We start from the raw sequence: 13027 nt of genomic DNA on the forward strand, positions 1-13027 counted from the left end.
ACGGCCGTACATCACTGGAGGCACACACAATGACCACCTTCGTGGACCGCGTCGAACTGCATGTCGCCGCGGGTAACGGAGGTCACGGCTGTGCCTCCGTCCACCGTGAGAAGTTCAAGCCGCTGGGCGGGCCCGACGGCGGCAACGGCGGTCGCGGCGGGGACGTGATCCTCACCGTCGACCAGTCCGTCACCACGCTCCTCGACTACCACCACTCCCCGCACCGCAAGGCCACGAACGGCAAGCCCGGCGAGGGCGGCAACCGCTTCGGCAAGGACGGACAGGACCTCGTCCTGCCGGTGCCGGACGGCACGGTGGTGCTCGACAAGGCGGGCAACGTCCTCGCCGACCTGGTCGGCCACGGCACGTCGTACATCGCCGCGCAGGGCGGCCGGGGCGGGCTCGGCAACGCGGCGCTGGCGTCCGCGCGGCGCAAGGCGCCCGGGTTCGCGCTGCTCGGCGAGCCGGGAGACGTGCGGGAAGTCGTCCTGGAGCTGAAGACGGTCGCCGACGTGGCGCTCGTCGGATACCCGAGCGCCGGCAAGTCGTCCCTGATCTCGGTACTGAGCGCCGCCAAGCCGAAGATCGCCGACTACCCGTTCACCACGCTCGTGCCGAACCTCGGTGTCGTCACGGCCGGCTCGACGGTGTACACGGTCGCCGACGTGCCCGGGCTGATCCCGGGAGCCAGCCAGGGCAAGGGCCTGGGCCTGGAGTTCCTGCGGCACGTGGAGCGGTGCAGTGTGCTCGTGCACGTCCTGGACACCGCCACGCTGGAGTCGGACCGCGACCCGGCCTCCGACCTCGACGCCATCGAGGAGGAGCTGCGGCAGTACGGCGGGCTGGACAACCGTCCGCGGATCGTCGTGCTGAACAAGATCGACGTACCGGACGGCAAGGGCCTGGCCGAGATGGTGCGGCCCGACCTGGAGGAGCGCGGGTACCGCGTGTTCGAGGTGTCGGCCGTGGCGCACATGGGGCTGAAGGAGCTGTCGTACGCGCTCGGCGAGCTCGTGGCGAAGGCGCGGGCCGCGAAGCCGAAGGAAGAGGCCACGCGGATCGTGATCCGGCCCAAGGCCGTGGACGACACCGGCTTCACGGTGACGCGCGAGGCCGACGGCCTGTTCCGGGTACGGGGCGAGAAGCCCGAGCGCTGGGTGCGGCAGACCGACTTCAACAACGACGAGGCGGTCGGCTACCTGGCGGACCGGCTCAACCGGCTCGGGGTCGAAGAGGAACTGATGAAGGCGGGGGCCCGGAGCGGCGACGGTGTCGCCATCGGTCCCGAGGAGAACGCCGTGGTCTTCGACTGGGAGCCGTCCGTGATGGCCGGGGCGGAGATGCTCGGCCGGCGCGGTGAGGACCACCGGTTGGAAGAGGCGCGGCCGGCCGCGCAGCGCCGCAGGGACCGGCAGGCCGAGCGGGACGACGCGCAGCGGGAGTTCGACGACTTCGAGCCGTTCTGAGTCCGATCCGGGCTGACCAAGAGCAGACTCTGGGCGGATCCCGAGGCAACCTAGTCGTACACCGGTGAGTCGTACTGGGCAGTCCGGATGAGGATCTTGTTCCTCTCCGTGCTCCAACTGCCCAGCGGATCACCGGAGTTCACGTGCCCCGTCCCATGAGCAAGCGCAGGATCAGCCGAGGAGTCGCGGCGGCCATCGCGGTCGTCGCGGCCGTCACCGCCCCGGCGGTCGCGCACGCCGCCGACGCCGCCTCCGAGGGCCCGGCCGCCACGGCGAAGCTCCGCGACGACTTCAACGGCGACGGCTACCAGGACCTGGCCGTCGCCGCCCCGCGCGGCAAGGTGAGCGGCAAGGCGCGCGCCGGATACGTGGCCGTCGTGTACGGCTCGGCGAAGGGCATCGACCTCGCCCACAAGCAGGTCATCAGCCAGGACACCCCGGGCATACCCGGTGCCGCCGAGGCCGAGGACCACTACGGCGACGGGCTGGCCGCCGGTGACCTGGACGGCGACGGCTACGCCGACCTGGTCGTGGGCGCGCAGGGCGAGGACGTCGGGGACGTCATCAGCGCCGGAACCCTCGCCGTGCTGTGGGGCGGGCCGCAGGGCCTGTCCGGCGGTACCGCCGTGGCCACCGGCACGGAGGAGGACCGCGTCGACCCGCTCCACCCGGTGCTCGGCGACTTCAACGGTGACGGTCACCTGGACCTCGCCACCGGCAACCGCCTGCTGTACGGGCCGTTCGACCGTACCGCCGGCGCCGCGAGCAGCCACCGCCTCGCCCTGGAGGCCGAGTACGTCACGGACGACGTGAGTGCCGGTGACGTCGACCACGACGGCATCACGGACCTGGTCGCGCTCATCCACGACCACAGCGACGACGACCTGCACGACCCGGACGCCAAGCACCGCCGCGCGGTCCATCTGCGCGGCACCCCGGACGGGCTGAGCGCCCCCGCCCCGCTGGAGAACCCCGACGGCACGCGGATGCGCGGTGGCGAGAGCCTCGGCATCGGCGACGTGGACAAGGACGGGTACGGCGACCTCGTCATCGGCCGTCCGCTCGACGGCTCGGGTGAAGTCCCGCTCGACGACCCGTTGCTGAAGGGCGGCCAGATCGGTGTCGTGTACGGCTCGGCCGACGGCCCCGACACCTCCCGTACGACGATCATCACGCAGGGCACGCCCGGTGTGCCCGGCAGCCCGGAGTGGGGCGACGGCTTCGGCGGGGGCATCTCCGTCGGGGACGTCGACGGCGACGGCTACGCCGACGTCTCCACCGGAAGCGGGACCGAGAGCATCAGGGACGTGTACGCGGCTGGGCAGATCACCGTCCTGCGCGGCGGGAAGTCCGGGCTGACCGGCGACGGCGCCCTGGCCATGAACCAGAACACCGCGAACGTCCCGGGGACGGCGGAGCAGAACGACTTCTTCGGCGCCGAGACCGAGCTGCTCGACGTCAACGGCGACGGCCGGCCCGAGCTGTTCGCCGGCGCCACCGGCGAGAACCGGGACGGGGGAGTCTGGGCGTTCCCCAACCCGGTCGACGCTCCCGCCGCCACCGGCTCGGTCAGCTTCGGCGCGGGCACCCTCGGCACCGTCGCGGACGGCTCCGCCCTCGGCGCGGGCTTCGCCCGGTGATCCCTGACTGATCATCTGTCAGACCCGCCCCGGCAACGGCTTGTTCCGATGCTGGCGGTGGGTCTCCTTTTGTCTGCTTAGTTGTCATGTACGTGAACCCCGGCGTTCAGCGGGCGGACCGCCCGCGAGCGTGAAGCTTCCCAGTGTCCAAGTGGCCAGCGAGGTAAGGGAGTCAGCCGATGACCGGAGCAGTATCCCCCGACCGACGCCGCTTTCTGACCGCCGGTGCCGCGGTCCTCGGTGCCGCGGCCTCCGCCCAGCTGTGGCTTCCGGCCACCGCCCGCGGGGCCGAGACGCCGCTGCCCGACGGCGTGTTCAGCCTCGGCGTCGCCTCCGGGGACCCGCTGCCGGACGGCATCGTGCTGTGGACCCGGCTCGCCCCGGACCCGCTGAACGGCGGAGGCATGCCCGACCGGGTGGTGCCCGTGGAGTGGCAGCTCGCGGAGGACCACCGGTTCAGAAAGCTCGTCCGCCAGGGCACCGCCCAGGCCCGGCCCGAGTACGGGCACAGCGTTCACGTGGACGTACGCGGGCTGCGCCCGGACCGTACGTACTGGTACCGCTTCCGCACCAGCGGGCAGCTCTCGCCCACCGGCCGCACCCGTACCGCGCCCCACCCCTACAGCTCCGGTGGCTCCCTGCGCATGGCGCTGGCCTCCTGCCAGAACTGGCAGCACGGCTATTTCACGCCGTACGCCGACATGCTCGACCAGGACCCGGACGTCGTGGTGTTCGTCGGCGACTACATCTACGAGTCCACGCCGTCGGCGACGGGCGTACGACGCCACGAGGGGACCGGTGAGCCGTTCAGCCTCGCCCAGTACCGCAACCGGTACGCCCAGTACCGCACCGACGCGGACCTCGCGGCGATGCACGCGAACGCGCCCTTCGTGGTGACCTTCGACGACCACGAGGTGGACAACGACTTCGCCGGCGAGATCCCGCAGGACCCGGACAAGCAGCCGCACGACGCGTTCGTGGCCCGGCTGACCGCGGCCTACCAGGCGTTCTACGAGCACATGCCGGTCCGCGCCACCGCCGTCCCTTCGGGTCCGCACATCCGGATGTACCGCCGCCTGGAGTTCGGCCGGCTGGCCCGCCTCAACGTCCTGGACACCCGGCAGTACCGCAGCGACCAGGCCACCAGTCAGGCCGGTGCCCAGGACCCGTCGCTGACCATGCTGGGCGCCCGGCAGAAGCAGTGGCTGCTGAACGGGCTCCAGGACTCCCCGGCCCGCTGGAACCTGATCGCCTCGCAGATCATGATGGCCGAGACGGACCTCAAGGTCGGCGAGGGCAAGCTCTGGTTCTACGACGCCTGGGACGGCTACCAGGCCGAACGCAACCGCTTCCTCCAGGAGTTCAAGCAGGTCCGCAACCCCGTCGTGCTGTCCGGCGACCGGCACCTGACGATGATCAGCGACCTCAAGGAGGACTACGCCGACCCGGACTCCGCGGTCGTCGGCGCCGAGTTCGTCGGCACCTCCATCTCCAGCAACGGCGACCAGGACCAGGCGGCCTTCCGCAAGGAGTGGGACCCGCGGCGCCCGGACAACCCGCACTGGAAGCTGCTCGACGCACACCGCGGCTACCACCTCTTCGACATCGGCCGCGGCGGCATCGACGCGCAGGTGAGGGTGGTCGACACCGTTCGGCAGCCGTCGGCGACGCCGAGCACGCTGGCCAGGCTGCGGGTCGAGGCGGGCCGGCCGGGCGTCGAGGTGGTCTGACCCGGCCCCTGACACACACGTGAGCCCGGCACTCCTCGGAGCGCCGGGCTCCTCGCCGTACGAGACGTGTGATCCTTGTGAGAAGTCCGACCCGGGCTGTCGGCGTATTGTTCTCGCCGAGATCGAAATGCTGCGGAATCTTAACCAGGAATTCCGCGCGGCAATGAGCTGACGGACGAGTCGCATTCGCGGCTTGCCCGGGACGGCGCGCCCACGCATATGAAGAACGCGTGCAGCCCCACGCCCGGGGGCGTGAAGATCCGCGGACGGCGGTGGGCCGCTCGACAGCCGCCGCGACCGGCGACGGGGCGACGGTGCGGGCGGCACCGTCAAAGCGCGTACCGTGCACCAGACATCGTCCAAGGAACTCGTGAAGGTCCTCGGTCACCGCCGTCTCAAGCGGCTCCGACGTCGCTGAGCATCTGTGGAGTTACTCACAGCGCATTTCCCCGAGGGGCGCGGAACCGTCTCACCAATCACCAGGAGTGGGAGGTGAATGACAGGTTGCGCGCACATATGCGGCAGAGGTCGCTCACCTTGCACTGCGGTAACCACAAGTGGGACCATTTCCAAGTTCCCTGTCGCCCCAAGGTAGGTCACCTGTGTCCCAGCACATAGCCAAGCCCCGTACCACCGCAGTGATCCTGGCCGGTGGCACCGGTCAGCGGGTGGGTCTGTCGATCCCCAAGCAGCTGCTGAAGATCGCCGGCAAGGCAGTCATCGAGCACACGCTGACCACCTTCGAGAACGCGGACTCGATCGACGACATCATCGTGCTGATGGCACCCGGCTACGTGCCCGACGTCGAGAAGATCGTCGCGAAGGCCGGATTCAAGAAGGTCTCGAAGATCATCGAGGGCGGCGCCACGCGGAACGAGACCACGGAGCGCGCCATCTCGGCCCTGGGCGAGGGCCTGGCCGAGGGCGAGGACGCCAACGTCCTCTTCCACGACGCCGTGCGCCCCCTGCTGTCGCAGCGCGTCATCGACGACTGCGTCGCCGCGCTGGAGCGCTACCAGGCCGTCGACGTGGCCATCCCCTCCGCCGACACCATCATCGTCACGCGCACGCACGGCGAGGACGGCGAGTTCATCACCGAGATCCCGGACCGCTCCCGGCTGCGCCGCGGCCAGACCCCGCAGGCCTTCAAGCTGTCCACGATCAGGCGGGCCTACGAGGTCGCCGCCGGCGACCCCAACTTCCAGGCCACCGACGACTGCTCCGTCGTGCTCAAGTACCTGCCGGACGTGCCGATCCACGTCGTCGCGGGTGACGAGTACAACATGAAGGTCACCCAGCCCGTCGACGTCTTCATCGCCGACAAGCTCTTCCAGCTGGCCTCCACCGCCGCGCCCGAGCAGGTCTCCGAGGACGCCTACCGCGAGCTGCTGACCGGCAAGACGGTCGTCGTCTTCGGCGGCTCCTACGGCATCGGCAAGGACATCGCCGAACTCGCCGAGTCCTACGGCGCCAAGGTCTACGCGCTGGGCCGCTCCACCACCGGCACCCACGTGGAGAACCCGGAGGAGGTCGACGACGCCCTGTCCAAGGCCTACGCCGAGACCGGCCGCATCGACTACGTGGTCAACACCGCCGGCGTGCTGCGCATCGGCAAGCTCGCCGAGACCGACAACGCCACCATCGAAGAGGCGCTGAAGGTCAACTACCTGGCCCCGGTGCAGATCGCCCGTTCGTCGTACAAGTACCTGTCCGAGACCAAGGGCCAGCTGCTCCTCTACACCTCCAGCAGCTACACCCGCGGCCGCGCCGAGTACAGCCTGTACTCCTCCACCAAGGCCGCCATGGTGAACCTCACCCAGGCCCTGTCCGACGAGTGGGCCGGTGACGGCGTCCGCGTCAACTGCATCAACCCGGAGCGCACGGCCACCCCGATGCGCACCAAGGCTTTCGGCCAGGAGCCGGCCGGCTCGCTGCTGTCCTCCGAAGCCGTGGCCCGCACCTCGCTCGACGTGCTGCTGTCCGAGCTGACCGGACACGTCATCGACGTCCGCCAGCAGGACCCGACCGCCGGTGCGGCCCGCGCCTCCGGCTTCGAGCAGGCACTGGCCTCCGTGCTGGACCGGCAGGACGGCGTGTAATAATTGGCGCCAAATAGACTTCGGTAATTCAGGCCTCTGCGCCCTCCTGTTAACGGCTTCGTCAACAGGAGTGTTCGCAGGGGCCTGAATCCATACAGTCTCGCGAATATTCACAGACCAGCCGCATTCTAGAACCAAGACCGGCACACCCCTCCCAAGAGCAGGTTTCTCCGTGATATCCACCGCTATTCGCGTCGCCCGGGTGGGCAGCGCGGCCGAGCTGGCCGCGGCGGTCCTCATGATGCTGGGCTTCCCCTGCCTCATGCTGGCCGCGCTCGTCCCGAGCGTCCCCGCCTTCGCGGCAGCGGCCGCCGTGACGTACCTGGCGGACCACTATCTGCACCGCAAGGGCAGCTATCTGATCAACCGCCTCAGCAAGGTGCGGGCGGGCCTGTCGATCCGCTTCCTGATCCGGCAGCTGCTCCTCGTCCTGCTGCTGGCCCGGCTGTCCCTCGCGGACAACCTGATCTACTACGGGGCGATCGCCTGCTTCATCGCCTTCTACGGTCTCCAGGCCCCGCACGGCGCGCTGGTCCAGCTGATCCGCAACCGCCGCCGCATGCCGGTCGCCACGCGCAACATCGACCTGAAGTCGCGCATCCGCATCCCGGACGCCCCGCCGCGCCGGCTGCTGCACCGCTCCGCCGAGAAGATGCTGCACCTCGACCTCTTCGCGGTCGCCGGCATCCTGCTCGCCGCGCAGGTGAAGTCCGCCCTCGTCGGCTTCGTCGGCATCGGCATCACGGTGGCCGTCGCCTCCCTGTACGTGCTGGCGCTCATGCCGTACGTGCGGGGCCGGAAGATCCCGCCGAACGCCGAGAAGGTGCTGGCCGCCGTCGACAACTGGCTGGGCGAGTACAAGCCGGAGACGGTCCTGTACTTCTCCGGTTCCAAGGACTCCGCGTACCAGGTGAACATGTGGCTGGACACCATGGAGAACCTGGACTCCAAGCCGCTGATCATCCTGCGTGAGCGGGCCATCCTGAACAACCTCGCGCCGACCACGGTCCCCGTCATCTGCGTGCCCGGAGGGGTGCACCTGATGAACATGGACCTGTCCACGGTGCGGGTCGCGCTCTACGCGGCGAACGTCGGCAAGAACATCCACATGCTGCGCGTGCCCACCATGAAGCACGTCTTCATCGGCCACGGCGACAGCGACAAGCTCGCCAGCGTCAACCCGTTCAGCAAGGTCTACGACGAGGTGTGGACGGCCGGCCGCGCGGGCCGCGACCGCTACGCCATCGCCGACGTCGGTGTCCGCGACGACGACATCGTCGAGGTCGGCCGCCCGCAGCTCGCCCCGATCCAGACCTGGCAGGGCGTGCCCGAGGGCCGGATCCCGACCGTGCTGTACGCCCCCACCTGGGAGGGCTGGGACGACAACCCCGGCAACACCTCGATCCTGCTGGCCGGCGAGAACATCGTGAAGAAGCTGGTCGCGGCCGACCCGCCGGTGCGCGTCCTGTACAAGCCGCACCCCTTCACCGGCACGCGCAGCAAGGAGGCCAAGGCCGCCCACGAGCGCATCACCGCCCTGGTCCGGAAGGCCGCCGCCGAGCGCGCAACCGACTCGCGCTTCGTCACCGACAGCGCCGCCCAGGCGCAGGCCAGGACCGAGCTGGCCCGGATCGAGGCCCGGATCGCCCAGCTGGCCGGCACCGGCGGCGACAAGGGCCGCGACGAGGCCGAGGCCACCCGTGACGGGCAGGTCGACGTCGCCCGGCACGAGGAGGTCGCCCGGCTGCGCGCCGAGTGGAACGCCGCCTACTGGCGTTCCTTCCCCACCTGGGAGCACCGCGTCATCACCGGCGCCGAGCCGCGGTTGTACGACTGCTTCAACGTCTCCGACGCGATGGTCTCCGACATCTCCAGCGTGGTCTCCGACTTCATCGCGAGCGGCAAGCCGTACGCGGTCACCGACTCCGCGGAGGTGGGCGTCGAGGAGTTCAAGCGGAACAACACGGCCGTGCGTGCCGCGGTGATCCTGTCCAACAGCGCGGACGAGCTGGGCGAGCTGCTGAGCGCCGTCCGCGACCCGGCCGCCGACCCGCTGGCCGAGGACCGCAAGGAGCTCAAGCAGTACCTGCTGGGCCCGGACGAGCCGGCCTCCATCGACCAGTTCAACACCGCCGTCGCGAACCTCGCGCTCAAGGCCGAGACGCGCAATGTCGGCCAGGAGTCACGGATCGCGGCCGCCACCGCCGAGGGAGAACTGGCGAACGCCGTGCCCGGGCAGCGGGTGTCCTCCGCCGGTGACACGGACGGCGTCGGCACGGGCTGAGCCGCCGGCCGCTTCAGAGTTCGGCCCCCGAGGAGCGCTCCTCGGGGGCCGAACTCTTTCTCGTTCCCGCTTCCTGTCGGTTCAGCATGTGATGTGACTCACTAATACGTGTGTTTGGGGCAACCGCTTGCCCCGATCACTCGTCTACCAAGTAGCGAATGAGGCGATACGGGGGGAATATCCCATTGACTAGGGGGAAACGTGACCGTTGCGCAGCCTGATGTGAGCGTGATCATCGGGGCGTACGAAGCGATGCCGTATCTGATCGAGTGCCTCGCCTCCGTCGAGGCGCAGACACTCGATCCGGAGCGCATCGAGGTCATCGCGGTGGATGACGGATCGACGGACGGCACAGGGGAGTACCTGGAGGAGTTCGCCGAGCGCGCTCCCATGCACGTCCTGGTGATCCGGCAGGAGAACTCCGGCGGACCCAGCGGCCCGCGCAACGTCGGTCTGGGCAAGGCGACCGGGCGTTACGTCTTCTTCCTCGACGCCGACGACCGGCTGGGCCCCGAGGCCCTGGAGCGGATGGTCGACATGGCCGACCGCGCCGGGACGGACGTAGTCCTGGGCAAGGTCGAGGGCGTCAACCGCTCGGCACCGAAGTCCATGTGGGGCAAGACGGTGGAGCGCGCGGACGTGTACTCGTCCAACATCAAGTTCACCCTCAGCGCGCAGAAGCTGTTCCGCCGCGCCCTGCTCGAGCGGCACGGCATGCGGTTCGACGAGTCGCTGTTCACCGGTGAGGACGCCCTGTTCACGATGGAGGCGTACCTGCGGGCGGACGGCGTCTCCGTGGTCGCCGACCACACCTGCTACTACCTGGTGGGCCGTGACGACGGCAAGCACGTGACCAAGAGCGGCAGCTACACGCTGCGCTTCGACTCCGCGCGGGCCCTGATGAACCTCATCGCCGAGCTCGTCCCCGCGGGTGGCCGGCGCGACCAGCTGATGGTCCGGCCCTTCCTCGTCACGCTGCTGCCGCAGTTCGGGCCCAAGTACCTGACGGACAGCGAGGAGATACGCCGGCACAAGTTCGAGCTGGCCAAGCCTCTGATGGACGCGTACTGGACCGAGGGCGTCGCCCAGCGCCTCAAGGTCCACGAGCGGCTGCGGCTGCACCTGGTCGCCGAGCAGCGTCCCGACCTGCTGCTGGACGTCGTGAAGTTCGTCAAGGCCAAGAAGCAGGCGGCGGCCCTGCTGGAGCGGAAGGGCCGCCGCGTCTACCTGGCCTATCCGCACTTCCGCGACCGCGCCGCGGGCATCCCCGACTCGGTGTACCTCGCCGAGCCGCGCGAGGCCCGCGTCTTCCCGGGCTACCGTGAGGGCGGCGTCGACACGTTCGTACGCCGGGCGGTGCGCAAGGCGCGGCGGGTGCTGACGTCGCGTGAGGTGCGTCCGGCGGCGTGAACGCGAACGCGGGGCCGTGGGCTGATCGCCCACGGCCCCGCGGTGCTGGGGGGTGTCCGCGAAGTCCCTAGTGCTGTGCGGTCGTCGGCAGGCCGGCTCCGTCGCTCGCCGGCTCCGTGCGCTGGCCGGGCAGTTCCGCGGTCGGCCGCTCCGCCGCCAGGCGCTCCGCCACCCGTGCCCGGTGGTCCCGGGCCTGAGCGCACAGGGCCTGCACGGCCGCGTTGAAGCGCTCCTGCGACGGCGGATCGGCCGGGCCCAGCAGGCGCAGCTTCAACTCGGCGCGGGCCTCGGCCAGCACGTCCTTCTCCGGGCACCGGACCGTCTCCAGCAGGCCCGGCACCCCGGCCGCGTCCGGCGTCAGCACGGTCGCCGCCGCCACCGTCGGGAACGCCGTACGGAAGGCCTCCTCGGGCAGCCCACTGGTGTTCGCCACCGCGTACGGCTTCTCGCTCGCCAGGAAGTCGCTGATCACGCTCGACACGTCACTGATCAGCAGGTCGGCCACGTTGAAGCAGGAGTACAGCGCGGGCCGGGCGTCCGTGATGATCTGGTGCTCGCCCTCCGGCAGCGAAGCCCAGTAGGCCTCCTCCCAGGCCGCCGTCGCCCGTGCCACCGCCTCCGCCCGGCCCGGCTCCGGCGCCGACTGCACGAGCATCCGCTCCAGCGTGTCGGCCCCGGCCCGGAAGTCGGCCGTGGTGAGGCGGTCCAGCTCCTCGGTGAGACGGGTCAGCTCGGCACCGGCCGTGGGGCGACGGGCCCCCGTGCGCTCCCGGTTGGCCGCCCGGATCAGCTCCCGGATGCGCAGATCGGCCGCGCCCGCGCGCGGGTCCACCGACCCCGTCAGCGGATGCGGCTTGTACAGCAGCCGCACACCTGGATCCGCGAGCAGCGCCCGCACCAGGTTCTCACCGGCCGCGATCACCGACGTGTTGCCGGGGTTGCCGTCCCAGCCCTCCCAGGTCGGCGCGTACAGCACGGTCGTGTTCGTCCTCCGCGGCGGTCCGGCGTACGGCCGTACGGCGTCCAGTTGCGGACGGCCCGTCTCCACCACGTCCTTGTCCTCGACGCCGACCTCGGCCAGCGCGTACCGTTCGCGCGCGGCGGGCCCGGCCACCCAGACCTCGTCGTACGCCTTCGCGTACGGGTTGCAGGAGGACAGCTTGTCGCTCTCGCCGTGGTTGACGAAGGTGTGCCTGATCGTGGGGATGCGCAGTACCTGGGAGGTCTTGCCGGAGTTCGACGGGTGGATGAGGACCTGGAGCGTGGAGTGCTCCAGCCGCATCAGCGTGGACACCTTCGGCAGGCAGACGATCGGGATGTCCGTCGCCGCGATCTTCTGCACCATGAACCGCTCGCGCAGCACGATGACCGGCTTCCCGTCGAGCTTGGCGAGCGGCTCCAGCCACATGTTCGCCTGGTAGGCCGAGGAGGCACCGCCGGAGAAGTACAGGCCCACGGTCGGCCGGTACTCGGCCAGCCACGCGTCGAACCAGGCGAGCACCTCCTGCTCGCCGGCCGGGCGGCGTCCCGGCAGCAGCCGGAGGAGCAGTGCGCCGAGGCCGGTCAGCGCGAGCAGCAGGGACAGCGCGATGCCCGCGGCGGCGAACACCGGCTCGTCGCGCGGCGCGGCGGCCAGCAGTCCGGCCGTCGCCGGCAGGCCGAACACCAGCAGCCGGTGGCCGGGGCGGCGCAGCAGCCCGGACGGGGCCGGGGACAGCCGCAGGGCCGAGGCGTCGATGTTGCGGGTCACCACCGGCAGCGTGCGGGTGCGGCGCACCAGCACGGAGAGCGCCTGGATCGCGCAGTGCAGCACGTAGAAGGCGAGCAGTCCGGCCACCAGCGGGGCGTACACCGTCTCCCGGTCCTGCTCGCCGAGCCGCAGCAGGCCGACGACCAGCAGCAGGTCCCGCAGGACGTGCCGCACGGTGATGTCCGCGTGCGACTTGGCGAACAGCGACAGCACCCCGCGCTGCCACCGGTACAAGGCGCCCTCGGTGGCCAGGGAGACGGTGGTCGCGGCGAGCAGCAGGGGTACGTGGGGCAGCAGCGCCGCGACCGCCTGAGCGGCGAACGCGGCGGCCAGGACGATGGTGACCAGCCCCTTCAGCAGGGCCGGTGGGCGGGGGAGAGGTAGGGGCACTGCGGTCACTCCAGGAGCGTCGGGTCGGCGCAGGTCGGCCGTCCGGGTTAACGCGCGGCGACCTCCCGACGACACGCGCGTGTCCCGGGGTGGCGTGCGGGGTGCGCGGTGCATGTGTTCGGGGGTGGCGTGCGCGTGTGCCGCAGGCGGACTCCGGGGGCGTGCGCGGTGTGCCGCGGGTGTGTTCCGGGGGCGTGTGCGGTGGACGCCGGGGGGGGGGTGTTCGGTCGCGGCCTGCGTGGTCTGCCGGGCGGTGGC

At 70.5% G+C, this 13027-nt stretch carries 7 protein-coding genes; 6 read left to right on the forward strand and 1 reads right to left on the reverse strand.

Annotated features, from left to right (window positions below; all coding sequences use genetic code 11):
* Window positions 1-29 precede the first annotated feature (29 nt).
* The 6 genes from obgE (at window position 30) to GTY47_RS37715 (ending at window position 10629) form a co-directional block, all read left to right on the forward strand.
* Window positions 30-1466: a GTPase ObgE gene (obgE, locus tag GTY47_RS37690; protein WP_010041942.1), complete on the forward strand. Its 1437-nt coding sequence runs from the start codon at window positions 30-32 to the stop codon at window positions 1464-1466.
* 155 nt (window positions 1467-1621) lie between these two features.
* The gene (locus GTY47_RS37695; protein ID WP_010041945.1) at window positions 1622-3106 is read left to right on the forward strand and encodes an FG-GAP-like repeat-containing protein; all 1485 of its coding nucleotides are present in this window, start codon (window positions 1622-1624) and stop codon (window positions 3104-3106) included.
* A 179-nt stretch (window positions 3107-3285) separates the two neighbouring features.
* Entirely contained in the window at window positions 3286-4836 is a 1551-nt protein-coding gene (locus GTY47_RS37700; protein ID WP_010041948.1) for an alkaline phosphatase D family protein, read from the forward strand.
* A 602-nt stretch (window positions 4837-5438) separates the two neighbouring features.
* Complete coding sequence (locus GTY47_RS37705) at window positions 5439-6935, forward strand: bifunctional cytidylyltransferase/SDR family oxidoreductase (protein ID WP_010041950.1); 1497 nt, start codon at window positions 5439-5441, stop codon at window positions 6933-6935.
* A 172-nt stretch (window positions 6936-7107) separates the two neighbouring features.
* Window positions 7108-9219 (forward strand): CDP-glycerol glycerophosphotransferase family protein, encoded by a 2112-nt coding sequence (locus GTY47_RS37710; RefSeq protein ID WP_231911179.1) that lies wholly within the window; start codon window positions 7108-7110, stop codon window positions 9217-9219.
* A 201-nt stretch (window positions 9220-9420) separates the two neighbouring features.
* Complete coding sequence (locus tag GTY47_RS37715) at window positions 9421-10629, forward strand: glycosyltransferase family 2 protein (RefSeq protein ID WP_029181310.1); 1209 nt, start codon at window positions 9421-9423, stop codon at window positions 10627-10629.
* A 67-nt stretch (window positions 10630-10696) separates the two neighbouring features.
* Here GTY47_RS37715 and GTY47_RS37720 read toward each other — a convergent pair whose 3' ends face one another.
* A complete protein-coding gene (locus GTY47_RS37720) occupies window positions 10697-12769 on the reverse strand; it encodes a hypothetical protein (RefSeq protein ID WP_010041956.1) in 2073 nt (690 codons plus the stop codon).
* Window positions 12770-13027 lie beyond the last annotated feature (258 nt).

The sequence above is a fragment of the Streptomyces sp. SID5464 genome (assembly GCF_009862985.1).
Taxonomy (GTDB): domain Bacteria; phylum Actinomycetota; class Actinomycetes; order Streptomycetales; family Streptomycetaceae; genus Streptomyces; species Streptomyces chartreusis_D.

Excerpts from the sequence above, each read along its gene's own strand:
- obgE (WP_010041942.1), top strand. The coding sequence starts at position 30 with ATGACCACCTTCGTGGACCGCGTCGAACTGCATGTCGCCGCGGGTAAC.
- GTY47_RS37695 (WP_010041945.1), top strand. The coding sequence starts at position 1,622 with ATGAGCAAGCGCAGGATCAGCCGAGGAGTCGCGGCGGCCATCGCGGTC.
- GTY47_RS37700 (WP_010041948.1), top strand. The coding sequence starts at position 3,286 with ATGACCGGAGCAGTATCCCCCGACCGACGCCGCTTTCTGACCGCCGGT.